The sequence below is a fragment of the Pseudomonas sp. MF6776 genome, assembly GCF_016613125.1.
In the GTDB taxonomy this organism is placed as follows: domain Bacteria; phylum Pseudomonadota; class Gammaproteobacteria; order Pseudomonadales; family Pseudomonadaceae; genus Aquipseudomonas; species Aquipseudomonas iridis.
This window is the reverse complement of record NZ_JAENSQ010000026.1, coordinates 1-23096: the sequence shown is the minus strand read 5'-3', so window position 1 is coordinate 23096 and position 23096 is coordinate 1. Positions and strand designations below refer to the sequence as shown.

At 57.3% G+C, this 23096-nt stretch carries 23 protein-coding genes and 1 pseudogene; 3 read left to right on the top strand and 21 right to left on the bottom strand.

Annotated elements, in window-relative coordinates:
* Positions 1 to 33: 33 nt before the first annotated feature.
* Positions 34 to 849 (bottom strand): SDR family oxidoreductase, encoded by an 816-nt coding sequence (locus JJD74_RS23600; RefSeq protein WP_042560390.1) that lies wholly within the window; start codon positions 847 to 849, stop codon positions 34 to 36.
* A 279-nt stretch (positions 850 to 1128) separates the two neighbouring features.
* Between JJD74_RS23600 and JJD74_RS23595 the strand changes: the two genes are divergently transcribed.
* Positions 1129 to 1287, top strand: coding sequence for a DUF3309 family protein (locus JJD74_RS23595; RefSeq protein WP_181818456.1), 159 nt, complete (start codon positions 1129 to 1131; stop codon positions 1285 to 1287).
* A 69-nt stretch (positions 1288 to 1356) separates the two neighbouring features.
* Here JJD74_RS23595 and JJD74_RS23590 read toward each other — a convergent pair whose 3' ends face one another.
* The 10 genes from JJD74_RS23590 to JJD74_RS23545 all read right to left on the bottom strand — a co-directional run bounded on the left by JJD74_RS23590 (position 1357) and on the right by JJD74_RS23545 (position 10785).
* Positions 1357 to 3450 carry an LTA synthase family protein gene (locus JJD74_RS23590; protein ID WP_042560391.1) on the bottom strand — a complete coding sequence of 698 codons (2094 nt, stop codon included), beginning with the start codon at positions 3448 to 3450 and terminating at the stop codon, positions 1357 to 1359.
* A 313-nt stretch (positions 3451 to 3763) separates the two neighbouring features.
* A complete protein-coding gene (locus JJD74_RS23585; RefSeq protein WP_115146244.1) occupies positions 3764 to 4369 on the bottom strand; it encodes an START domain-containing protein in 606 nt (201 codons plus the stop codon).
* Between the two features lie 41 nt (positions 4370 to 4410).
* A complete protein-coding gene (locus JJD74_RS23580; protein WP_042560393.1) occupies positions 4411 to 4665 on the bottom strand; it encodes a YkgJ family cysteine cluster protein in 255 nt (84 codons plus the stop codon).
* 165 nt (positions 4666 to 4830) lie between these two features.
* A complete protein-coding gene (locus JJD74_RS23575) occupies positions 4831 to 5307 on the bottom strand; it encodes a hypothetical protein (protein WP_042560394.1) in 477 nt (158 codons plus the stop codon).
* Positions 5308 to 5385: 78 nt separating this feature from the next.
* Complete coding sequence (locus tag JJD74_RS23570) at positions 5386 to 6825, bottom strand: aminotransferase-like domain-containing protein (RefSeq protein ID WP_042560395.1); 1440 nt, start codon at positions 6823 to 6825, stop codon at positions 5386 to 5388.
* A 201-nt stretch (positions 6826 to 7026) separates the two neighbouring features.
* A complete protein-coding gene (locus JJD74_RS23565; RefSeq protein ID WP_042560396.1) occupies positions 7027 to 7839 on the bottom strand; it encodes an OmpA family protein in 813 nt (270 codons plus the stop codon).
* Positions 7836 to 8192 (bottom strand): DUF4398 domain-containing protein, encoded by a 357-nt coding sequence (locus tag JJD74_RS23560; protein ID WP_042560397.1) that lies wholly within the window; start codon positions 8190 to 8192, stop codon positions 7836 to 7838. Before JJD74_RS23560 ends, JJD74_RS23565 begins: the two co-directional genes overlap by 4 nt.
* A 9-nt stretch (positions 8193 to 8201) precedes the next feature.
* A complete protein-coding gene (locus JJD74_RS23555) occupies positions 8202 to 9023 on the bottom strand; it encodes a substrate-binding periplasmic protein (protein ID WP_200616943.1) in 822 nt (273 codons plus the stop codon).
* A gap of 80 nt (positions 9024 to 9103) precedes the next feature.
* Positions 9104 to 10033, bottom strand: coding sequence for an electron transfer flavoprotein subunit alpha/FixB family protein (locus JJD74_RS23550; RefSeq protein ID WP_042560399.1), 930 nt, complete (start codon positions 10031 to 10033; stop codon positions 9104 to 9106).
* A 2-nt stretch (positions 10034 to 10035) separates the two neighbouring features.
* Entirely contained in the window at positions 10036 to 10785 is a 750-nt protein-coding gene (locus tag JJD74_RS23545; RefSeq protein WP_007908338.1) for an electron transfer flavoprotein subunit beta/FixA family protein, read from the bottom strand.
* A gap of 550 nt (positions 10786 to 11335) precedes the next feature.
* Between JJD74_RS23545 and JJD74_RS23540 the strand changes: the two genes are divergently transcribed.
* Positions 11336 to 13000 carry an electron transfer flavoprotein-ubiquinone oxidoreductase gene (locus JJD74_RS23540; RefSeq protein ID WP_042560400.1) on the top strand — a complete coding sequence of 555 codons (1665 nt, stop codon included), beginning with the start codon at positions 11336 to 11338 and terminating at the stop codon, positions 12998 to 13000.
* Positions 13001 to 13182: 182 nt separating this feature from the next.
* Here JJD74_RS23540 and JJD74_RS23535 read toward each other — a convergent pair whose 3' ends face one another.
* Positions 13183 to 14073, bottom strand: a complete 891-nt coding sequence (locus tag JJD74_RS23535; protein WP_200616942.1) for an AraC family transcriptional regulator — start codon at positions 14071 to 14073, stop codon at positions 13183 to 13185.
* Between the two features lie 190 nt (positions 14074 to 14263).
* Between JJD74_RS23535 and JJD74_RS23530 the strand changes: the two genes are divergently transcribed.
* Positions 14264 to 15316, top strand: a complete 1053-nt coding sequence (locus JJD74_RS23530; RefSeq protein WP_200616941.1) for an NAD(P)-dependent alcohol dehydrogenase — start codon at positions 14264 to 14266, stop codon at positions 15314 to 15316.
* Here the strand turns inward: JJD74_RS23530 and JJD74_RS23525 are convergent, their stop codons facing one another.
* The 9 genes and pseudogenes from JJD74_RS23525 to JJD74_RS31555 all read right to left on the bottom strand — a co-directional run.
* Positions 15317 to 16120, bottom strand: coding sequence for an IclR family transcriptional regulator (locus JJD74_RS23525; protein WP_200616940.1), 804 nt, complete (start codon positions 16118 to 16120; stop codon positions 15317 to 15319). It abuts the gene before it with no gap.
* Between the two features lie 60 nt (positions 16121 to 16180).
* The gene (locus JJD74_RS23520) at positions 16181 to 17491 is read right to left on the bottom strand and encodes an MFS transporter (RefSeq protein WP_042560404.1); all 1311 of its coding nucleotides are present in this window, start codon (positions 17489 to 17491) and stop codon (positions 16181 to 16183) included.
* A 179-nt stretch (positions 17492 to 17670) separates the two neighbouring features.
* Positions 17671 to 18819 (bottom strand): galactonate dehydratase, encoded by a 1149-nt coding sequence (dgoD, locus tag JJD74_RS23515; protein ID WP_200616939.1) that lies wholly within the window; start codon positions 18817 to 18819, stop codon positions 17671 to 17673.
* Positions 18820 to 18864: 45 nt separating this feature from the next.
* Complete coding sequence (locus JJD74_RS23510; RefSeq protein ID WP_200616938.1) at positions 18865 to 19485, bottom strand: 2-dehydro-3-deoxy-6-phosphogalactonate aldolase; 621 nt, start codon at positions 19483 to 19485, stop codon at positions 18865 to 18867.
* A gap of 19 nt (positions 19486 to 19504) precedes the next feature.
* The gene (locus tag JJD74_RS23505) at positions 19505 to 20494 is read right to left on the bottom strand and encodes a 2-dehydro-3-deoxygalactonokinase (protein ID WP_200616937.1); all 990 of its coding nucleotides are present in this window, start codon (positions 20492 to 20494) and stop codon (positions 19505 to 19507) included.
* Between the two features lie 98 nt (positions 20495 to 20592).
* Complete coding sequence (locus tag JJD74_RS23500) at positions 20593 to 21477, bottom strand: hypothetical protein (protein WP_200616936.1); 885 nt, start codon at positions 21475 to 21477, stop codon at positions 20593 to 20595.
* A gap of 152 nt (positions 21478 to 21629) precedes the next feature.
* On the bottom strand, positions 21630 to 22133 hold the full coding sequence (locus JJD74_RS23495; RefSeq protein ID WP_155418750.1) for a hypothetical protein: 504 nt from the start codon (positions 22131 to 22133) through the stop codon (positions 21630 to 21632).
* Positions 22130 to 22855, bottom strand: coding sequence for a hypothetical protein (locus JJD74_RS23490; protein ID WP_047302701.1), 726 nt, complete (start codon positions 22853 to 22855; stop codon positions 22130 to 22132). The genes JJD74_RS23495 and JJD74_RS23490 overlap by 4 nt, the downstream gene beginning before the upstream one ends.
* Before the next feature lie 6 nt (positions 22856 to 22861).
* Positions 22862 to 22969 (bottom strand): annotated as a pseudogene (locus JJD74_RS31555) (PAAR domain-containing protein); the annotation flags it as partial.
* Positions 22970 to 23096 lie beyond the last annotated feature (127 nt).

Sequence of the window (23096 nt, the reverse complement as noted above, 5' to 3'; positions counted from 1 at the left end):
CCACCCTAACGACGGGAAGTGCTACGGACAAGATCAACCGTTGTTTTGTTTGGCCTTGGCGCGCATTTTATCGGCCATGGAGGTCATCTCGTTGTAGAGCAGTTGCGGATTCTTCTGTTTGATCGCCCACGCCATGCGCCCTTGTTCGTGGGGCAAGATCATGAATTCGCCGGCCGCTACTTGCTGATAGATGTACTCGGCGATGTCCGCTGCACTGATCGGCGAACTTTCCAGCAACTTGCCGACCTGCGCTTTCATCGCCGGGGTCGGGCCACGGAACGAGTCGAGCAAGTTGGTCTGGAAGAACGACGGGCAGACCACATGCACGCCGACTTCCTGTTGTGCCAGTTCGATCAACAGGCTTTCCGACAATGCCACCACCCCCGCCTTGGCGACGTTGTAGTTGCTCATGGCCGGGCCTTGCATCAGCGCCGCCATGGAGGCGATGTTGATGATCTTGCCTTTGCTTTGCTCAAGCAATGGCAGGAACGCCTTGCAGCCCTTGACCACGCCCATCAGGTTGATCGCTATCTGCCAGTCCCAGTCTTCCAGCGACAGTTCGCTGAAGAACCCGCCGGAAGCGACACCGGCGTTGTTGACGATGATATCGATACCGCCAAGTTTCTCTTCGCAAGCCTGGGCGAACGCGGTGAGCTGGCTGTAATCACGCACATCGCAGCGCTGGATAAAACCGTCGCCGCCAACCTCACGGACCTGTTTCAAGGTTTCCTGCAGACCGGGTTCGCTGACATCGGACAAGGCCAGTTGCCAGCCTTCACGCGCCCAGCGCAGCGCGATTTCGCGACCCAGGCCTGAGCCCGCGCCAGTGATCATCATGCGATTTTGCATAGCAGACAGCCTTGTTGTTCCGGGAAAGATTCGCCGAGTGTAGCGAAGGAACGGTGCCCACCCACGCTCTATCAGATTGCTGAATGGTGAGGGCAAACCGTGGCGTAAAGATCAAAAGATCGATGCCTTTAAAAGGAAATAAGCAAGCAATCCAAATACCTTAAAAAAACATTGAATTTTCTTTCATTCATACCGGTCGGAATTTGTAAGCCGTCTGGAATTAGTTAATCTCCAGTCGCCCTGGAATACCAAGACTTCTCGAACGCTATCAACAAGGAAATCACCATGGGCACAATTCTTATCATTATCCTGATCCTGTTGCTGATCGGTGGTCTGCCGGTCTTCCCGCACTCCAGAAGTTGGGGTTATGGTCCATCGGGCATTATCGGCGTGGTGTTGGTCGTGCTGCTGGTGCTGCTGTTACTCGGTCGGATATAACGATCCAGGCATAAAAAAAGAGGCCCTTTTCAGGGCCTCTTTTTTATTGTGCGGATCTTTGCAGCTGGATCAGTCCGGCTTGCCGTGGATTACACCGGCAGTGTTGTCCATCAGGCTCTTGGTCGCTGTTTGCAGGAACGCTTCGAGCTTGAGTTTCAACTCGGCAGTGCGCGGTGCATTCGGCACTACCTGAGCACCTGGATTGGCGCCCAACTGATAATTCCAGATCTTCGGCCCCATATCCTTGTCTCTCGGCAGCACGAGGATCTGGTCAGCGGTAACGATCGCAGTGGTCTGCTCGCTGCCCGAAGGCTTGATCACACCGAAACCGGTATCGCCTTCCGGCAGATCGAGCAAGTCCCGACCCCAGCATTGATGACGCACTTCGCCACCGAGGCGACCCATGATGGTCGGCACGATGTCGATCTGCGTACCCACGGTGTGGTCGAGCGTACCAAACTTCTCCTGGATGCCTGGTGCGATCATCAGCATCGGCACGTTGAAGCGACCCAGATCCATTTCGGTGATCTGGCGCTCGTTGCCGAAACCATGGTCACCGACGATGACGAACAGGGTTTCCTTGAAGTACGGCTCTTTGCGCGCCTTCTCCATGAACTGGCCTAGCGCCCAGTCGGAGTAACGCATGGCGGTCAAGTGCTCGTTCAGCGAGCCCCGATCGGTCACGCGCTCAACCGGCAATGGCGTCGGCAAGGCGTACGGCGTGTGGTTGGACAGGGTTTGCAGCAGCGCGTAGAACGGCTTGCCGTTTTCCCGCGCCTTGAGCTCCTGCAGGCCACGGTCGAACATGTCCTGATCGGACACGCCCCACGTCGGATCGGAGAACACCGGGTTGACGAAGTCGTTACGGCCAACGAAGTTGGTCATGCCTTGGTTGCTGAAGAAGCCCGACTGGTTGTCCCAGGCAAAGTCGCCGTTGTAGACGTAGACATCGTCGTAGTCACGGGCACTGAGCAACTGCGGCAGGCCAGACAGCTTATGGCTGCCTTCCGGGGTCTGCATCAGGTATTCGAAACCCGGCAGGTTCGGGAAGCAAGCCATGGTCGCGAACATGCCCTGGTGGGTGTGCGTGCCGTTGGAGAAGAAGCGATCAAACAGCAGACCTTCCTTCGACAGCTTGTCCAGATACGGCGTGATGTTACCCGGTGCACCCAATGCGCCGACCGAGTGACCGGCCATGCTTTCCATCAGGATCACGACAACGTTTTTGATCGGTAGTGTCTTGTCGGCAGGCGGCGTGTAGTCACGGCGCACGGCAGCGATGTCGGCATCGACCAGTTTGTCTTGTGGCATGACCAGCATGTCGCGGACGATTTGCTGCGCTTGCTCTTGCGGCAGCGTGGCTTTCCAGATGTTGTCGCGGTCCTCGCCCATGCGTGACTTGGCGGCAGCGATCAACGACAGCGTGCCGTTAAGGCCGAGCTGGTTGGCGAAGTTGGAGTCGGTGGTGTACACGTCACCCCAGCGCATTGGCGGGCCTTGACGCAGGGTGCCGCGTGCAGCGACCACGCAAATCAGCAGACAAACCACGAACACCGCAAGACGGGTGTACCACGGCGCCACCTGACGGGAGCTGACAGTGCCACCGCTGAAAGGCCCGCGCGGACGCGTGGCACGGTCGGCGCCTTTGAACGCCAGCGTCAGAATCACCGTGCCGATAGCCCACGCCAACAGATAGCGCACCACCGGGAAACCGTACCAGAGCATGCTCATCACGGTTTTCGGGTCTTCCTTCACGTACTGGAACACCAGACCGTTGAGGCGCTGGTGGAACTCACGATAGAAGTCCATTTCCATCAGACCGAGGAACAGCGCGATGCTCGACGCAACGGTCAGCCACAGCCGGAAGAAGCCGCGCGCCGCCATGGCGCGGGCACTGAACAGCGCCAGTACCAGCGGAATGCTCAGGTAAACCACCAGGCGCAGGTCGAAACGCAAGCCGTTGGCGAACGCTTCGAGGAACGTCGCAGCCGGGGTGTCGAGGATCATCTCGCGGTTGTAGACCAGCAGCGCGAGGCGCAGCACGGAAAACATCACCATCATGACCAGCGCACAGAGCAGCGTGTAGGCCAGATGCGATTTGACGGTCGGTTGCAGCAGGCGACTGGAAGATCGCTGCTGATTCAGGGCGTCCGGGTTTGCCATGTCGTTTTAGGACCCATTGGAAGTTGAAGTTGCAAAAAATACAGCGGCGCCATGCCCTCTATTGGTCATTCCAGACCCCGGGGCGTGCGCAGTGCGCAAATGTTGCACGATCACCGGCACCATTGCCATTGATTACTGCCCTGTCACCAGACACATTCATTTGAAGTAATGACCACGGGACAGCCTGGAAATAGCGCGGGCGGATTGTCTTGAACGCGTTGTGAAAATTTCGTTCAACGCATATCTGGAAACAAAATATAAACCGCAAAACAAAACGCCCCGAATCGATCGGGGCGTTTCATTAAGACGGGAATTACTTCTCGGCGCGCTCTTTAAGAGCTTTAAGGGTGTTGAACGGAGCATCGACGACGAACTTGTTGGCAACCATCGCCGGGACACTGCCGCCTGGCTCGGTGTGCACTTGATAGGTCACTTCAACCTGATCGCCTTTGGGCACGAACTTCCAGAAACCCTTGACCTGGGCCACGCGGACAAACCCTTTTTCTTCCGGAATGTACTTCGGCACACCTTCAAGAGTGCGAGTCAGACTGCCATCGGCGCCTTCGACGGTGGTGACATGCGTTGCCGAATCACGCGGAGTCACAGGCCATGGCGTATTGAACTGGGTATAAGTCCAACTCTGATCACCTTCGTGCTTGAGCAGCTTCTGGGTTTTGCATTCGTAAATCCATGCACAAGCGCCCGTCACATCGTCCTGAAGCGCGCGCAACTTGGCGACAGTGGTCTTCATCAAAGCTACGCCCTGATAGGACTTGTAGTCCGAACCCGGGATTTCGCTCAGGGAAACTTTGATGCCGTCCTCGTTCCTGGCGACTTTCCAGTCTTCAGCCTGCGCCAGCGACGTGGCCAGTACGGCGGTCAAACCACACAACACAGCAATACGATGCAGCGAACCCATAGTCTTTTTCCTTATTGTTGAAGTTCCGTTCGTTTGACACATCAGGCCGCCGTCATTTGCTCCCACCAGCCGATCAACTTGATCGCCTCTTCCTGGCTATCGCCACAGACTTCGACATCGGCGGCAAAGCCCGAACAGACAGCCGGGCGCTCCGGGCGGCCGAAAATGCTGCACAGGTTTTCGACCGAGAGTTGCACGCAACGTTCGCCGGCAGGTTTGCCATCAGGCATGCCGGGAATCGCCGAGCTGATGGAGGGGGCAATGCAGCAGGCGCCACAGCCTTCACGGCATTTCATGACGAACAAATCCTCGCGAGGGGCGATGTGTGAAAGGGACGCGGACAGGGTAACCGCTAAAACGGCTGTTTAAAATTCCCTGCGCCGGGGTTTTTACGGATAAGTGAATGTGACTGACCAGTCTCCGACAAAGCGTCTGGTTCAGGGCTCACAGATGCATTGGATTTACTGCTTGAATTCAAAATCCAGGGCTGCGCCGTCTACTTCACGACGCTCGTCATTGCGCAGTTGCAACTGCATTTCGTTGCTGAGTAAACGGCCATTGAGCTGGAACCCGCTGTTCTTCTCGCCAAACATTTGCGGCAGGATCGGTTCGCGCTTGGGCAGATTGACTGTGCCGATTGGTTTCAACTCTTCAACCATGTCCTTGGGCAAGCTCAAGTCGAGTCTGGCTGACGGCAGTTTGGTTTTCGCCACTTCGCTGGCAGATTTCGACTTGGAAGCCACTGGTGGACGCTTCTTTACCGGCGCAGCTTTCTTCTTCTGCACATTAGCCGGCGTATTTGTTTGGCTCGCCAGCGCTTTCTTCTGGGTCGCCGCCGCGGCCGGTTTTTCCTGGACCGCAGCCGCCATGACACCCGGCGAATGACTGATCATCAGCAAGCAAAGGACAATCCCGGCGGCAGAAAAAATCGCTTTCATGAACCCAACGACACTAACGGCAGAGGGCCATATGCTCGCTTGTTGAGCGTCACAAGACAAGTCTGTCCGTACCTTCGTTCAGAAACCGACCGCCGTTTCCTGACACAGTTGGGTTGCCAACATTCCAAGGGTCATCAACGCCCGCTCCGCCTCGCGGTTCCACGGAATGCCGCAGTTCAGGCGGATACAGTGGTTGAATTGCTCTGTATTACTGAAGATCAGGCCGGGCGCGATACTGATGCCCTGCTGCAACGCGCGCACGTGCAATTCCTGAGTATTGACCCGCCCCGGCAGACTCACCCAGAGGATAAAACCGCCCGTGGGCCGGGTCATTTGCGTGCCTTCGGGGAAGTGCTGCTGCACCGCCAACTGGAAGGCGCTGAGGTTTTTCCGGTATTCCTGACGGATGTACCGTAAATGCCGGTCATAGCCGCCGTTTTCAAGATAGGCGGCAATCGCCATCTGCGTCACGCTGCACGCCGAATGGGTGCTGAAGGTCTGCAAGCGCTGGATTTCCTGCTGGTACTTACCGGCAATCATCCAGCCGATCCGCACACCGGGCGACAAGGTCTTGGAGAAGCTCGAGCAATAGATCACTCGGTCAAGTCGGTCATACGCCTTGAGGGCCTTGGTGCGGCCCTGTTCAAACATCAACTCGCCATAGATGTCGTCTTCGACGATCTGGATATCGAAATCCGACGCCAGGCGCAGCAGTTGTTTCTGCCGCTCTTCAGGCATGGTGCCGCCCAGGGGATTGCTCAGGCGCGTGGTCAACACCAACGCCTTGATCGACCACTGATTGGCGGCCAGTTGCAGCGCTTCGAGGCTCATGCCAGTGGCGGGATCGCTGGGGATCTCTATGACTTTCAGGCCCAGCAGGTCGGCCAGTTGCAGCAGCCCGTAATAGGTCGGCGACTCGGCGGCGATCAGATCGCCCGGGCGGGTCAGCACGCGCAGCGACATCTGCAACGCATCGACACAACCGTGGGTGATCACCACTTCAGACGGGTCGACCACCACGCCCGCGTCGCGCATGCGGATCGCCACTTGCCGGCGCAGTGGTTCGAAGCCGGGGCTGAACATGTAGCTGAACGCTCGCGGGCTGTGGAAGCGAGTGACTTTGGCCAGTTGCTGGTGCAGCGCCCGCACCGGTAAATAGTCCACGCTCGGCACTGCGGCGCCCAACGGAAAAACGCCTTCGCGGCGCGACTCGACCAGAACCTGCTGAATGATGCTGCTGCGCGTGACCAGCCCTGGCCGCTCGACCCGGGCGATATCCGGCGTCGGTGCCGTCAGCGCGGGCGTCTGGTGCACGTAATAACCAGACTGCGGTCTGGCGCGAATCAGGCCCTGATCTTCGAGATTGGCGTAAGCCTGCAACACCGTCGCATGGCTGACGTTGAGCTGCGAACTCATCTTGCGTACCGAAGGCACGCGCTCCCCTGGTTGATAGACACCACGGCGGATGTCCTCGGCCAGTTGCTGAGCAATACGTTGGTAGAGCAAGAGATTGGTCATGACGCAGCACTCGATTTCACGGGCATTTTATTCTTGTGTGAAACAATACCGGAACAGTTTAGAAGTGTACTGGGACAGTTGTCACCATAGACGACCATACAGTGCGTTGTCTGCCACAACTGTACCGATTTGCGCGCTATTGGACAGGCGTAAAAAAGCCCGGCACTGCATGACAGTCCGGGCTTTCCAGAGACGCAACCCTCAACGGGCGGCGCCGAGCTGGCCTTTTTCGTCGGAGAACACAATTTCCACACGACGGTTCTGCGCTCGCCCACGCTCGGAAGCGTTGGCGTCCACCGGGTATTCGTCACCGTAACCTTCGACCTGAATACGTTTGTCGTCGATGCCCAGGTCCATCAGCACATCGGCCACCGACTGCGCGCGGTCGCGGGACAGTTTGAGGTTTTCCTGTTTGCCGCCGGTGCTGTCGGTGTAGCCCTCGATACGCACTACGCGCTTCGGATTCAACTGCAGGAACTGCACAATCTTCAGAACAACGCGGTTGGCCGAGTTTTTCAGCTCCGCTTCACCGGTGTCGAACAACACGTCACCCAAGGTCATCACCAGACCACGATCAGTCTGCGTGGTGGCCAGCGCAACAATCTGCTCTTCGAGCCACTTGCCCTGCTGCTGCACGCTCAGCAGTTTTGATTCACGCAGGGCCAGTTGCAGGCGCTGACGATCCAGTTCGAGCTTGGCTGCACGCTCTTCGTTGAGCACTTGATTGGTGTGCTCGCGGGCAATCGCGCTATAACGCTGGCTCAGGTAGGCGTAGTGCACCACGTCCGAACCGCTGCCCCAGTAAGTGGACAGGCGATCGGCACGGGCCAGAGACTCTCCGGCGCGGATCACGTCTTTCGGCGCAATGCGCAGCACGTTGGAATCTTCCTTGACCTTCTGGAAGTCGGCGCCAGCCTCTTGCAAAGCGGATTCACTGTGCTGACCGGCGCAGCCGAACAGGCTCGCGCAACCGACGAGAATCAGACCACCGAGGACCTTGGATTTGAGGCTCATTGGGCATCTCCCAGTTGCTTGCGCAGACGGACGATGCGGGTGTTAAGCACATTCAACTGTTCTTCGCTTTTCTGGGTCAGCACTTTGGCTTCTGCCAGACGTGCGTCGAGTTCAGCCTGTTCGGAACGCATGCGCGCGTTCCGAAACGATTCGTCTGCCATGTTCCCTTTGGCCCGGTTGTACTTGGTTTCGGCCAGTTTCATTTCAGGCACGTCATCGCCAGTGGCACCGACGGCCTTGGCCTGGGCAATGGCCTGCTCGGTCAAACGCATTTGTTCAATGGGTGCCGGATCGGTCGCGCAACCGGCCATGGCCAGAACGGCCACAGCCGCGAAAAGAGGTCGAATACTCACTAAGAATCCCTACTGTTTTGGGGCACTGACAGGCTGTTGCGGCTGTTGCTGCTGCGCCTTCCAGCGCTCGATATTGCGTTGCAGCGCGGCTTCCGTCAGTCCGGACGCGGGCAATTCTGTCATCTTTTTGGCCAGCTGTCCGCGCAACCACGGATCGTTGCACGCCGAGTTGTGGGAAACCGCGAGGAACAGACCGGGTCGGTCGATTGGTTGTTCAAACGCCAGCAGGTCATCGGCCATGCCCAACGCCTGCGCGGCGGCCATGCCCGAGTAGCGTCCGGCGAGTACATATTCCACTTCACCCAGCAGAAGTTTCTGAAAGGCCTGGGTGAGGTTTGCTGTCCGGGTCAGGGTCAATTGCTGAGCGGCGAAAGTGCCGAATGCCTGGGTCATTCGAGACTTTTCCGACACGCCACCGGTATGACCGTGCAGGTCGCTGGCTTCCCCGTAGGTCAGCGTAGAGCCTTTGCGGGTCCACACCAGATAGTCGTTTTCCAGCAGCGGCGGATGGATGTAGTCGAGGTTCTCCAGCTCATTGAGCGTCAGCGACGCATCGGCCAGCATGTCCATGCGCCCACTGCGCACCTCATCGAGGGCCTGCGAGCGCTTGCCGGCGTAGAGCAACTCGACCTTGATGCCCAAGTCCTTGGCCACTTGCTGCAACAGGTCTGCGCTGGCACCGATCAACTGCTTGGGGTTTTGCGGATCCTGCCACAGATACGGCGGAGCATCCGGGCTGCCGGTGACGATGAGGCGCTCGCACTTGCCCGCGGCCAAGGCCAATCCTGGCAACAGCGCCAATCCCAACAACAATCCGCAGCGCAGATCCATAGCCAAACGCTCCCACTCAAACCCGAGACAAAAAAAAGCCCGACCAAAAGGTCGGGCTCTTTATAAGTGAAGCCGCTGGATTAGACCAGCTTCTCCAGCTCAGGGATTGCTTCAAACAGATCTGCTACCAGACCGTAATCAGCTACCTGAAAGATCGGCGCTTCTTCGTCCTTGTTGATCGCAACGATCACTTTGGAGTCTTTCATACCGGCCAGATGCTGGATCGCGCCGGAGATACCGACGGCGATGTACAGCTGTGGCGCAACGATTTTGCCGGTCTGACCGACCTGCATGTCGTTCGGTACGAAACCTGCGTCGACGGCGGCGCGCGAAGCACCTACAGCAGCGCCCAGCTTGTCGGCCAGGGCGTACAGGTGCTTGAAGTTGTCGCCGTTCTGCATGCCGCGGCCGCCGGAAACGACGATCTTGGCAGCGGTCAACTCAGGACGATCAGACTTCGCCAGCTCTTCACCCACGAAGCTCGAAGTACCGGCGTCGTGTGCAGCGCCAACAGCTTCAACAGCAGCCGAACCACCTTCAGCAGCAACCGGATCGAAACCGGTGGCACGCACGGTGATCACTTTGATCGCAGCAGTCGATTGCACGGTAGCGATGGCGTTACCGGCGTAGATCGGACGCTTGAAGGTGTCAGCGCTTTCTACCGAGATGATTTCGGAGATCTGATCAACGTCCAGCTGCGCAGCAACGCGTGGCAGGATGTTTTTGCCGTTGGAGGTGGCGGCAGCCAGGATGTGGCTGTAGCCAGCGCCCAGTTCTGCGACCAGCGGAGCAACGTTTTCCGGCAACTGATGCGCGTAAGCGGCGTTATCAGCATTCAGTACTTTGCTCACACCAGCGATTTTCGCAGCGGCTTCAGCCACGGCGCCAGCGCCTTGACCAGCAACCAGAACGTGGATGTCGCCGCCGATTTTGGCAGCAGCAGCCACGGTGTTCAGTGTGGCCGGAGCCAGCACTTTGTTGTCGTGTTCGGCGATTACCAAGATAGTCATGATTAGATTACCTTCGCTTCGTTTTTCAGTTTCTCGACCAGTTCAGCCACCGACTTGACCTTGATGCCTGCGCTGCGTGCAGCCGGCGCTTCGACTTTCAGGGTCTTGTTGGTGGAGGCGGTGGAAACGCCCAAAGCGTCCGGAGTCAGCACTTCGAGAGGCTTCTTCTTGGCTTTCATGATGTTTGGCAGGGACGCGTAGCGCGGCTCGTTCAAACGCAGGTCGGTGGTGACGATCGCCGGCAGTTTCAGCGAAACAGTCTGCGCGCCGCCGTCGATTTCGCGGGTCACGGCAACGCTGTCACCGGAGACTTCGACTTTCGAGGCGAACGTGCCCTGACCATAACCGCTCAGTGCAGCGAGCATCTGGCCGGTCTGGTTGTTGTCGCTGTCGATGGCTTGTTTGCCAAGGATCACCAGCTGAGGCTGTTCCTTGTCGACCACAGCCTTGAGCAGCTTGGCCACGGCGAGCGAGGTCAGATCTTCAGCGGATTCGACGAGGATGGCACGGTCGGCACCCAGAGCCAGTGCGGTACGCAGCTGCTCCTGAGCGGTGGTCGGGCCGATGGAGACGACGACGATTTCAGTCGCAACACCTTTCTCTTTCAGGCGTACGGCTTCTTCCACTGCGATTTCGCAGAACGGGTTCATCGACATCTTGACGTTGGCGAGGTCTACGCCGGAATTGTCCGCCTTGACGCGAACCTTGACGTTGTAATCCACAACGCGTTTGACAGCTACAAGAACCTTCATGGATTCCTCGTTACTCTCCGGTGAAAAGAAAGTCGCCTAGGCGAACCTGGCGGTTGATGCTCATCGGGCTACAAGGGCACCTCTAAAAACGCCGGCCTGTATACGCGGTGATTCCACGCTGCGAAGTGCTGTGACCGTTCGTCAGTGGTGACCGACGAGTCATGCCTCTTCACGGTGTGTAAACTGCGCGCCGCACCTGCGCTGCGCATCACCTTGTACTGCCTACGCCCTGTCTTTAGAGGTGCTCTTGAAACCGCCAGTCTGCCTACGGCGAGCGCAAAACCGCCCGTATCTTGACCGGAACGCCTATTCCGGTCAATACAGCAAAATGACCATTCATAAGCCGCGCTTCTTTGATTTATCTGGCCTGGAGCCGATTCAAACAAACGTTTGTATTGGACGCTAGGAGTGGTGTAGATATAATGCGCCCCCTAGAGAGAAAGGTGGCTTCTCCTTTATCCCCTTGACGTTAACGTAAAGGCGTAGCGGAAGCGACATCAAACCTCCATATTAGAAAAAAAACTGTTGAGCCTTGAGTAGGAGATAGCCTGTGGAACGCGAATACATGGAATTCGACGTGGTCATCGTCGGTGCCGGCCCCGCTGGCCTGTCCGCCGCCTGCCGCTTGAAGCAGAAGGCCGCCGAAGCCGGTAAGGAAATCAGCGTCTGCGTGGTCGAAAAAGGCTCCGAAGTCGGCGCACACATCCTTTCCGGTGCCGTATTCGAACCCCGCGCACTGAACGAACTGTTCCCGGACTGGAAAGAACTCGGCGCCCCGCTGAACACGCCGGTTACCCGCGACGACATTTTCGTGCTGAAAAACGCCGAAAGCGCGCAGAAAATTCCTGACTTCTTTGTGCCCAAGACCATGCACAACGAAGGCAACTACATTATCTCCCTGGGCAACCTGTGCCGCTGGCTCGCCCAGCAGGCAGAGAACCTCGGCGTGGAAATCTACCCGGGCTTCGCTGCTCAGGAAGCGCTGATCGACGAGCAAGGCGTGGTTCGCGGGATCATCACCGGCGACCTCGGTGTCGATCGCGAAGGCAATCCGAAAGAAGGCCTGTATACCCCGGGCATGGAGTTGCGTGGCAAATACACGCTGTTCGCCGAAGGTTGCCGTGGCCACATCGGCAAGCAACTGATCAAGCGTTTCAACCTCGACAGCGATGCCGACGCCCAGCATTACGGCATCGGTCTGAAAGAAATCTGGGAAATCGATCCGGCCAAACACCAGCCAGGCCTGGTGGTTCACACCGCCGGTTGGCCACTGGAGATCATGGGCACCGAGAACACCGGCGGCTCGTTCCTCTATCACCTGGAAAACAATCAGGTAGTGGTCGGCCTGATCGTTGATCTGTCGTACAGCAACACCTACCTGTCGCCGTTCGACGAGTTCCAGCGCCTCAAACATCACCCGGTGCTGGCTCAGTATCTGGAAGGCGGCAAGCGCATCAGCTACGGCGCCCGCGCAATCTGCAAAGGTGGCCTGAACTCGCTGCCGAAGATGGTTTTCAAGGGCGGCGCGCTGATCGGTTGCGACCTCGGCACCCTGAACTTCGCCAAGATCAAAGGCAGCCACACCGCGATGAAATCCGGCATGCTCGCCGCTGAATCGGTGGCTGACGCGCTGTTCGCTGAAAAGGACGGCACTGAAGAGCTGACCACTTACGTCGACGCCTTCAAGAAGAGCTGGCTCTACGACGAACTGTTCGCCAGCCGTAACTTCGGCCCGGCGATCCACAAGTTCGGTGCGATCCTCGGCGGTGGTTTCAACTGGCTGGATCAGAACATCTTCGCTGGCAAACTGCCGTTCACCCTGCACGATAACAAGCCGGATTACGCCTGCCTCAAGCTCGCGGCCGACTGCAAGAAGATCGACTACCCGAAACCCGACGGCAAACTCAGCTTCGACAAACTCAGCTCGGTGTTCATCTCCGGTACCAACCATGAAGAAGAACAGCCTTGCCACTTGAAGCTGACCGACCCGAGCATTCCGATCAGCAAAAACCTGCCGCTGTACGACGAGCCGGCGCAGCGCTACTGCCCGGCCGGCGTGTACGAGGTAATCACCAAGGAAGACGGCGAGAAACGCTTCCAGATCAACGCCCAGAACTGCGTGCACTGCAAGACCTGTGACATCAAGGACCCTTCGCAGAACATCACCTGGGTGACGCCGGAAGGCGCTGGCGGCCCGACTTACCCGAACATGTAAGCCGAACCGCTGAACAACAAGGCTCCCGAACGGGGGCCTTTTTGTTGCCCTCCATTCAGTGCATCACATCAAACCCTGTGGGAGCTGGCTTGCCAGCGATGGGGCCGTGTCAGACAACATCCTGGCAGCCTGAACCACCGCAATCGCTGGCAAGCCAGCTCCCACAGGGTTTGTGTAAATCCTCAGGCAGCGCGTTCATCCCCGGGGCTGCGCTCAAAGTAGCGCTTATATTCACGACTGAACTGCGAAGTACTCTGATACCCCACCCGATGCGCCACCTGCGCCACACCCAATCCCTCAGCCACCAATAATGTCTGCGCCTTGAGCAGCCGCAAGCGTTTCAAATACTGGACCGGTGACAACAACGTGCTGCGCTTGAAATGCTCATGAAAGGTCGACACGCTCATGTTCGCGCAACTGGCCAATGTTTCGACATTCAACGGTTCGGTGTAATGCGCGTGCAAATGACTGATCGACGCCGCCACCCGGGCGAACTGCCCCTGCTGCTCAACCAGCGCGCGCAACACATCGGCCTGCGGTCCGCGCAACGCGACGAACAGCAATTCGCGAATGCGCGCCGGCCCCAGAATCTGACACTCCAGCGGATCGTGCAGACAACGGAGCAACCGTTCGACACAGCCGCGCATGTCATCGTCGAGCACCACCGACGTCATCGACTCCGGTGTCTGCGCCGGAAAATGCCGCCCCGGCGCCAGCCCCATCGCCAGCACCAGCTCGCCGAGCAAAACCCGGTCGATCGCCACCGACACACCCAGCAGCGGCGCATCCGGCAAGGCAAAGGTTTCACACTCGAAAGGCACCGGCAGCGCCTGAATCAGATAATGCCCGGCGCCATATTCCATGGTGCGCGGCCCGAGAAACGCCAGTTTGCTGCCCTGGGCGATGATCATCAGGCTCGGTTCATAGATGTGCGGGCCACGGGCAACATCGCAACTGGCGCGCAGCACCTGCACGCCCGGCAGCCCGGTAGGGGAATAACCGTCGCGCAGTGCCAGCGGTTCAATCAGCGAAACCAGGGTGGCATTGGCATCAAGGTGACGAGTTAATTGCATCGAGGTTCTTCAGAAAAAAGTAACGGAAAAAGGCATGAAAGCATCATCGCAGATCCTTTTGCCAATGCGACTGAACAAACCCGCATGCCGGAGGATTAGGCATGAGACCCGGAGGAATCGCCATGGCCGGACAGTCGCGCGGCGCCCAAAATGCGCCGCCTCACTTGTCACTGCTTTTGCGAGGTTTCACATGTATACCGCTATCGGCTATGCCGCCCAATCGGCCACCACGCCCCTCGCCCCGATGAAATTCGAACGCCGCAGCCCTCGCGTCGACGACGTCGCCATCGAAATTCTCTACTGCGGCGTCTGCCACTCCGACATCCACCAGGCACGCAACGAATGGGGCATCGCTGTTTACCCGTTGATGCCCGGCCACGAGATCGTCGGAAAAGTCACCGCAATCGGTGCGAATGTCACCAAACACAAAGTAGGCGATCTGGTCGGCGTTGGCTGCATGGTCGACTCCTGCCGCAGTTGCGAAGCCTGCCAGTCGAACCTCGAGCAGTATTGCCTCGAAGGCCCGACCATGACGTACGCCACCCCGGACCGGGTCGACGGCAGCAACACCATGGGCGGCTACTCCGACAGCATCGTCGTCAGCGAGCACTTCGTCGTCCGCATCCCGGAAAAACTCGCCCTGGCCAGCGCCGCGCCAATTCTCTGCGCCGGCATTACCACTTACTCGCCGCTCAAGCATTACGGCGTCAAGGCTGGCGACAAGGTCGGGATTCTCGGCATGGGTGGCCTGGGCCACATGGGCATCAAGTTTGCCAAGGCGATGGGCGCGGAAGTAACCCTGTTCACCCGTTCGGCGAGCAAAGCTGAAGAAGGTCGTCGTCAGGGCGCCGATCATGTGATCGTCTCCACCGACGCCGAGCAGATGAAGGCTGCCGCGGGTTACTTCGACTTCCTGCTGGACACCATTCCGGTGCAGCACGACCTCAACCCGTACCTCGATACCCTGCGCTTTGACGGCGTGCACATTTTGGTCGGCCTTATCGAGCCGATTGATCCACCGGTACACGCCGGCAAACTGGTAATGAGCCGCCGCGTACTCGCCGGCTCGTTGATCGGTGGCATTGCCGAAACCCAGGAAGTGCTGGATTTCTGCGCCGAGCACAACATCACCTGCGACATCGAAATGCTCGACATCCGCCAGATCAACGAGGCTTACGCCCGCATGATCGCCGGCGACGTGAAGTACCGTTTCGTGATCGACATGGCAACGCTCAAGGTTTAATCACACCTTTAAACCCAGCTCCGCCGATAGCCGGGCTGTGACCCCTTTGATCAGGGGAATCAGCTCGGCCATTTTCTCCAGCGGCATATAGGGCACGGTGCTGGCGATGCTGATTGCCGCCACAATGCCCTTGCTCGCATCCCGAATCGGCGCCGCCACACAGCGGATCGACGGTTCGTTGTCTTCCAGATCGAACGCGTAGCCACCGGCCACGTAATCGGTCATGCGTTGTTCAAGCTGTTCCCACGACTGCTGGGGATGCTGCGGCCAGAACTGACTTTTCCCACCCGCCGGCAGGCTGATGTCGTACAGACGCTGCCAATCCTGCGGCGAATCATCGAGCATCAACGCCTTGCCGATCCCGGTGCGTGCCAGCGGCATACGATGGCCTACCCGCGAACGCATTTCCGGTCCGTTGCGCCCGGGGTTCTTCAGCAGATACAGCACTTCATCGCCTTCACGAATCCCCAGGTGAACGGTGTCCCCGGTCAGTGCCGACAGCTCATCCAGATAAGGTCCGGCCACCGTCACCAGCGGCAACTCTTCACGTGCCTGAAAGCCCAGCTCGATCAGCTTCGGTCCCAGCAGATAACCGACTTGCGGCACCACGCGCAGGTAGCGCTCATCCACCAGACAACTGGCCAGACGATGGGTGGTGCTGCGCGTGGTGCCGATCAGCCGGGCAATCTCCTTGAGATCACGCGCGCCACTGGCCACGGCCTGCACCACACCCAGTCCGCGAAGCAGCGTCTGGGTGCCGGTGGGTGCGGCGTCCTTGATTTTTTCCGGGGCGTCTTCCTGCATATCCAGCCTTTACCGTTGAGCGAGGGAACGGGCGGCATTATGGTCGCCCGACGCTAAGCACTACAACTCGATACGTTCAACCTTGCCCACCAGCAGCACGTAGGACAATGCACCGATCAACGCCAGAACCGCGATATAGGTGATCGCCGGGGCGAAGGAATCCCCGCTGGCGAGGAAACCGATCACGATCGGTGTTGCAATCGCCGACAGGTTGCCGATGAAGTTGAACACTCCACCGGTCAAGCCGAGCAGGCGTGCCGGCGCCAGTGTCGACACCAGCGACCAGGTGATCGAGGCCAGTCCATTGCCGAAAAACGCCAGCGCCAGAAAGGCAATCACCAGCGGCGTCGACTCGACGAAGTTGGCGCCGATGATCGAAGTGGAAATCAGTAGTCCGCCTATGATCGGCAACTTGCGCGCAAAACCAATGGTGTAACCGCGACGGATCAAGAAGTCGGAAAAGAACCCCGAGCACAACACGCCTACGAACGCGGCGAGAAACGGTAACGAGGCCAGCAAGCCAGACTTGATGAAGTCCATTCCGCGATATTTCACCAGGTAGGTCGGGAACCACGTCAGGAAAAACCACAGTGTCGAGTTCAGGCAGAACTGGCCGAGGTAGATGCCCCACAGTTTGCGTTTAGTGAGAACAATGCCGAGATCGGTCCAGCTGAATTTGGCTTTGACCTTGGCGCTGTCGGCCTGGATATCCACCAGCCCGCCGCCCTCGCGGATCAGCTCGATTTCTGCATCGTTGGCACCTTTGAAATCCCGTGGCTCGCGATACACCGCGTACCAGATTGCCGCCCAGATAATGCCCACCGCACCTGTCGCGACAAACACCATGTGCCAGCCGAATTCGTGTTGCAGCCACGCGAGAACCGGCGTGAGGAAGGCCAGCCCGACAAATTGTCCGGACGTGTAAAAACCAATCGCCGTGGCGCGTTCACGCTCGGGAAACCATGTTGTCACCACGCGACTGTTGATTGGATAGGCCGGGGCTTCCAGCGCGCCGACTGCCATGCGCAGGACGAACAGCGCGATGAAACTGGCGGCGAAACCAAGCATCACGGTCGCGATCGACCACAACAGCAACGCGACGCTGTAAAGAATGCGTGGCGGCACGCGATCCACCAGCCAGCCACCGGGGATTTGCATCGCAGCGTAGGTCCAGCCGAATGCGGAGAAGATCAGGCCAACGTGAATCGGATCGATGCCCAGCTCGCTGGTCAGGGCCGGGGCGGCAATCGACAGGTTGCTGCGGTCGAGATAGTTGATGACCACGGTGATAAACAGCAACACCATGATGAAAAAACGCTTTCGGCTAGGCGCGACTAAAGACGCCTGCCCGGTGAGGGTTTGCGGTTGCATGAGAGATGCCTCTTCTTATGTTTATTTGAGGTCATGATGCAAATCTCCCATCCATGGAGATCAAATCTGTGGGAGCGAGCCTGCTCGCGAAGGCGTCGGATCAGTCACATCGATGCCGGATGTGACATAGCATTCGCGAGCAGGCTCGCTCCCACAGGGGGCACACGTGATTCAGCGACTCACCACTCGGCAAAACTGCCATCGGCATGGCGCCAGATCGGGTTGCGCCAGCGGTGACCGACGGCCGCGCGTTCGATCACATATTCCTCGTTGATCTCGATACCCAACCCCGGCCCGCTCGGAATCTTCACGAAGCCTTTGTCGTAATCGAACACCCGCGGATCTTTTACATAGTCGAGCAAATCGTTGCTCTCGTTGTAATGAATGCCCAGGCTTTGCTCCTGGATAAACGCGTTGTAGCAAACCGCATCCAGTTGCAGACACGCCGCCAGCGCGATCGGCCCCAGCGGGCAATGCAGCGCCAGCGCCACGTCATAGGCTTCGGCCATGTTGGCGATCTTGCGGGTTTCGGTAATGCCGCCGGCGTGGGAGGCATCCGGCTGGATGATGTCGACGTAGCCTTCGCTCAGCACGCGTTTAAAGTCCCAACGCGAGAACAGCCGCTCGCCCAGTGCAATTGGCGTGCTGGTCAGCGGTGCCAGTTCTTTCAGCGCTTCGTAGTTCTCGCTGAGCACCGGCTCTTCGATGAACATCAGTTTGTAGGGGTCGAGTTCCTTCATCAGCACCTTGGCCATCGGCTTGTGCACCCGACCATGGAAGTCGACACCGATGCCGACGTTCGGCCCGACCGCATCACGCACGGCGGCGACGTTGGCCAGGGCAAGATCGACTTTTTCGAAGGTATCGAGAAACTGCAGCTCTTCCGTGCCGTTCATTTTTACCGCGGTGAATCCACGGCTCACGGCCTCTTTCGCTGCACGCGCGGTGTCAGCCGGACGGTCGCCGCCGACCCACGAATACACGCGAATCTTGTCGCGCACCTGACCACCGAGCAGATCACTGACCGACACACCAAGAGCCTTGCCTTTGATGTCCCACAGCGCTTGATCGATACCGGCCAGCGCACTCATGTGGATCGCGCCGCCACGGTAGAAGCCGCCGCGATACAACACCGTCCAGATGTCCTCGATGTTGCGTGGGTCTTTGCCGATCAGGTAGTCGGACAATTCCTCAACAGCCGCCGCCACCGTGTGTGCGCGACCTTCAACCACAGGCTCGCCCCAACCGGTCACGCCTTCGTCGGTTTCGATCTTGAGGAAGCACCAGCGCGGCGGAACGATGAAGGTGGTGAGTTTGGTGATTTTCATCTTGTTGTCTCTCTTGTAGAGGTAGCGCTCGCAGCGCAAAAAGTCTTAGCGAAGGGCTTTCCAGGCAGCCACATAGGCCTTGGCATTCGCCGCTACTTGCTCAACGCTCATCCCCGGTTTGAACAGCCCCGAGCCGAGACCGAAACCCTTGACGCCAGCATCGATGAACACCTGCATGTTGTCCGGGGTGATGCCACCGACGGGCGCCAGAATCGTCCCGATGGGCAACACCGCCAGCCAGGCTTTGACGACCGCCGGCCCCATCTGCTCGGCCGGAAACAGCTTGAGAATGTCCGCGCCCTCCTCCAGCGCCGCGAAGGCTTCGGTCGGCGTGGCAACGCCTGGCGACAGGTAAAGCCCCGCCGCTTTTGCCGCACGCAAGACCTTGGCATCGCTGTGGGGCATGACGATGACCTGGCCGCCGGCCTCCTTCACCAATTCGACCTGTTCCGGGGTCAACACCGTACCGGCACCGATCAGGCAATCGGGTGGCAAGGCCTTACGCAGGATGGCGATACTTTCGTACGGCGAAGGGGAATTGAGCGGTACTTCGATGACGCGAAATCCGGCCGCATACAGGACTTCTCCCACAGCAGCAGCTTCCTGCGGATGCAGGCCACGCAGAATCGCGATCAGACCGTTTTGCGCCAATGCTTGCTTGAGCATGTCAGGCCTCCAGTCGGGGTTAACGGGATGAGGAATCGATCAGTCCGGCGGCCAGCGCCAGTTGCCACAGGCCACGCTCGGTGGCCTGCTCGGCCAGCGTCACGTTGGCGAACCCACAGGCGTCGAGGGCACGGCTATAACGTGTGCACAGTTGCGCATTGCCGATGAGGATGATCGAGGGAAGATTTGGATTGTCACGGCGACGGCGCTGAGCGGCGGCAAGTGCCGCCAGTTCATGACCAATCATCAGGCCGGACAAGTAATCCGCTTGCGCCGTCGGACTGAGTTCGCCAGTCAGGCCCAGGGTCCGGGCACTGAACAATGTCGAGAGCACGCCGAGTTCACCGTCCGCCGACAGCGCAACCTGCACACCGCGGTCAAATGCCTGGCCATCGAAAGCGGCGCCTTGCTGTTGGGTGCGGCCGAGGATGCTGTGTTCGCTGAGCACCGCGAACACTTCGCCGGTCATGAAGGTATCGAAATGGGTGATGCAGCCATCGACCACTTCGACCCATTTCGAGTGACTGCCCGGTAGGCCGATCAACAGATCACCGCCCGCCTCGACCGGGAGGTTCTGCAGAACGCCCAGCACTTGGGTCTCTTCGCCGCGCATCACGTTCGGTAGTCGCGAACGCTGAATCACGCCCGGCACGATATGCACTCGCGCGCCGCGAAGACTGATAACTGTTTGTAGGGAGTTTCCGAGATTGGCGACGTTCGCCGGCGTGTCGCAGTAGGCGGCTTCGCGCCAGCCTTGCGCACTGCCGACCATGCCGCAAGCGATCACCGGCAGATCCGGCTGCGCATCGAGCCAGTCGCCACAGGCCTCACCAAAGGCCAGTTCAAAACCGTCGGCACATTCGCGACCGTTGATGACTCGCGGGGTCTTCGGCAGTTGCATGATCCCGGACGACAGCGAGCGCTGCTCCAGCACCACACCGCCCGCCGCGAGTTTGTAAGCACGTAATGAGGTCGTCCCCCAATCGAGCGCGATCAATTGCGCCAGCATCGCTTCACCTGTTTTGTTTTTGGCAGTGAGTGCGACGGACTATAGACCTCTCAGCAGTAAAATCTCAATATGTAATTTCACATCCCATATTATGGGAATTATTGTATCGCCGACGCCCCCAAGCCATCCTCAAACAAAAACAGCTTAAAATTTTCAGGGTGATTCGAGCCAAACATATGAGTATCGCCCCGAGCGTCACTCAGGCCTTCCTCTTCGCGACCATCCAGGCGTTTGATCATGTACCTGACGTCCGCCTTGGGCTGTTGGGTGCGGGTATCGAAAATGCGGAATTTTCCATTCCGGGGTGCAAAAGAACTCAATATGCTGCTGTAGGGCATACTGCTGCACACTCCACCATGAACAATAATGTCTCCGCCGTGGTAACGCTTATCTGTAATGCATATCTGTTCAAAAGTCAGCCATGACAATGGGCGAAGTCCAGGCGGCAAAATTACATATTCCGGCGCTGTAATTTGATGCTGCACCTCTTTCATAATTCGAGAGGTTGGAATATACATAATCTTTGAATAATAGGCTTTATAGAAGGTAGCGGTAGTGGTAGTCCGACAAGGTATGTAATCTTGTGCCTTCAGCATTGAAAGCAACACTTCCTTTCTAATGGACAAGGAGCTAGAGCCGTGACTTACGTCCTCCTTGAATCTAAGGTTCACGTTAAATTCATAACGGCGATCACCTTCAACAGTACGAACTTCATCAACAACACCCTTTGCAGTGTAACGAATATGATGCAGAATTGAAAAATCGTTATCACCATCAAGCGAACATATTAGCCACGTACCGACTTGACCGCTTATCCCATGCGCATCGTACAAATTGACCAGATCTCTATCAGATCTAAAGCGCAGATTGTAATGCCCCGAATCGTATTCGATAGAAGTGAATTCTATCCTTGGTGAAGGCACATTCAACTGCATACATGAGGAACACAAGGCGAACAAAACCACTAATAGCAACCTAGCCATTACCACTCCAAAAATAAAACAACACAGTGACTAAAACCCAGCGAATAATGCACGCAACTGACAACTCCTTGCTTACACGCGCATGGCATCTATCAATGACACCCTGCCTGTAATCAAGCGAACTCCAGACATTTATTTTTTTGTTTAGTTGCTCAATGCTTATCCACTGCCTTGAGTATCTCTTCCACTGGGACATACATAGCATTGGAAAAATAAGTATCGATCATTGTCGCACTGGCAAAAAACTTACAAACCACAAACTTTCTATTCGCCAACAATTTTTTTATTTCTTCGGGAGACAAATTTCTTTGACTGTTCCCATTGGCTACCGATTCACTGAAAACGACGTGCGACACAAAATCAAGATGAGTTCCAGACTTATCATCAGTAACCGAACCGCTCATAAACTTCTTCATCTGATGACCGTCACTAAAGTCAGGATCATCTTCTAACGCACAAAGCAGACCCACTCCAATCAACGATTTATACGGCCCTAAAATATCGACATCCGAAGTAAAATGCAGTTCATACAGAGCAGTATTCGCAACACGCTCAATCTTGGAGAACTGAAGATTCGCGGGAGGCTTGGCTTGTTTGAATGTACATCCTGCAGACGCCATCACAAGCAGCAAAAAGACTATTCTGAACACCATCACATTTCGCCCCTGAAATGCTGATTTACCGAATTGATCATATAACTCAAAGCTGATTTCCCATCCGCCAATGCCGTGGTATACATGACGCCTGCAGCTTCATGATTAACGTCCATGATACTGTTCACGTTCGGCCCACTTTCAAGGCGCCATTGTTCACCGATCCCAGCGATCCAGTCAGACATATTGGAATCTGAAGATTGAGCCAGAATATTTATCCACAATCCCGCCCGAGGCTGCGGCGTATCGGAATAGATATTAGAAATACCGCCAACCAGGGCCCCCTCCCCGACTGGATCGAGGGTAATCAGCATCTTTACGGAATAACCCAAACCACTCAAATGGTTTGACAGGTGGGCGCCGTTCCACCCTCCTAGACTGTGCCCAACAATGTAAACAGCGTCACTTTTACAAAGCTCTTGAAGCACATTCGTTTTAATATTTTCCTCACCAATAACTTGATTATATCCAAGATGGTAAGACTTCACGCCAGGGGCATAATTGGCTTGAATGACTGAGTTATCAAAGGACTTTTGCGCACGAGCCACATTGTTCTTCGGCCCAAAACCATAGTAACTTTCCTTATCGCCTGCTCCTCCGATGAAGAACGCAGCAGCACGCCGCATGTATTTAAACTGTTTAACTGCTTCGTCTGTTGGGCAGGTTAGCGTGTGTGAACCAAGGTTCTTCTTGTCGCCATCCGCAGTAGAGGTATCCGTTCCCAATTCCAATCACTCCGCGAACAGTTCGATAGTTTCCGCAAGATGCGAGCTCACAGCATGTGTGAAACCCGCTGCGTCCGTTATACCGTGCTCTTCACTGCCATTCCCACGTTTGATGGCCTGAATTCATAGAATAAGCGCAACGCTTGAAACGAGAGGCAGAGAGCCAGCCACCGGTAGAATCCAGGCTCTCACACCGAAGGATTCAAGCGCAGATGACTACGCATTACCGGCAGCTGACTCA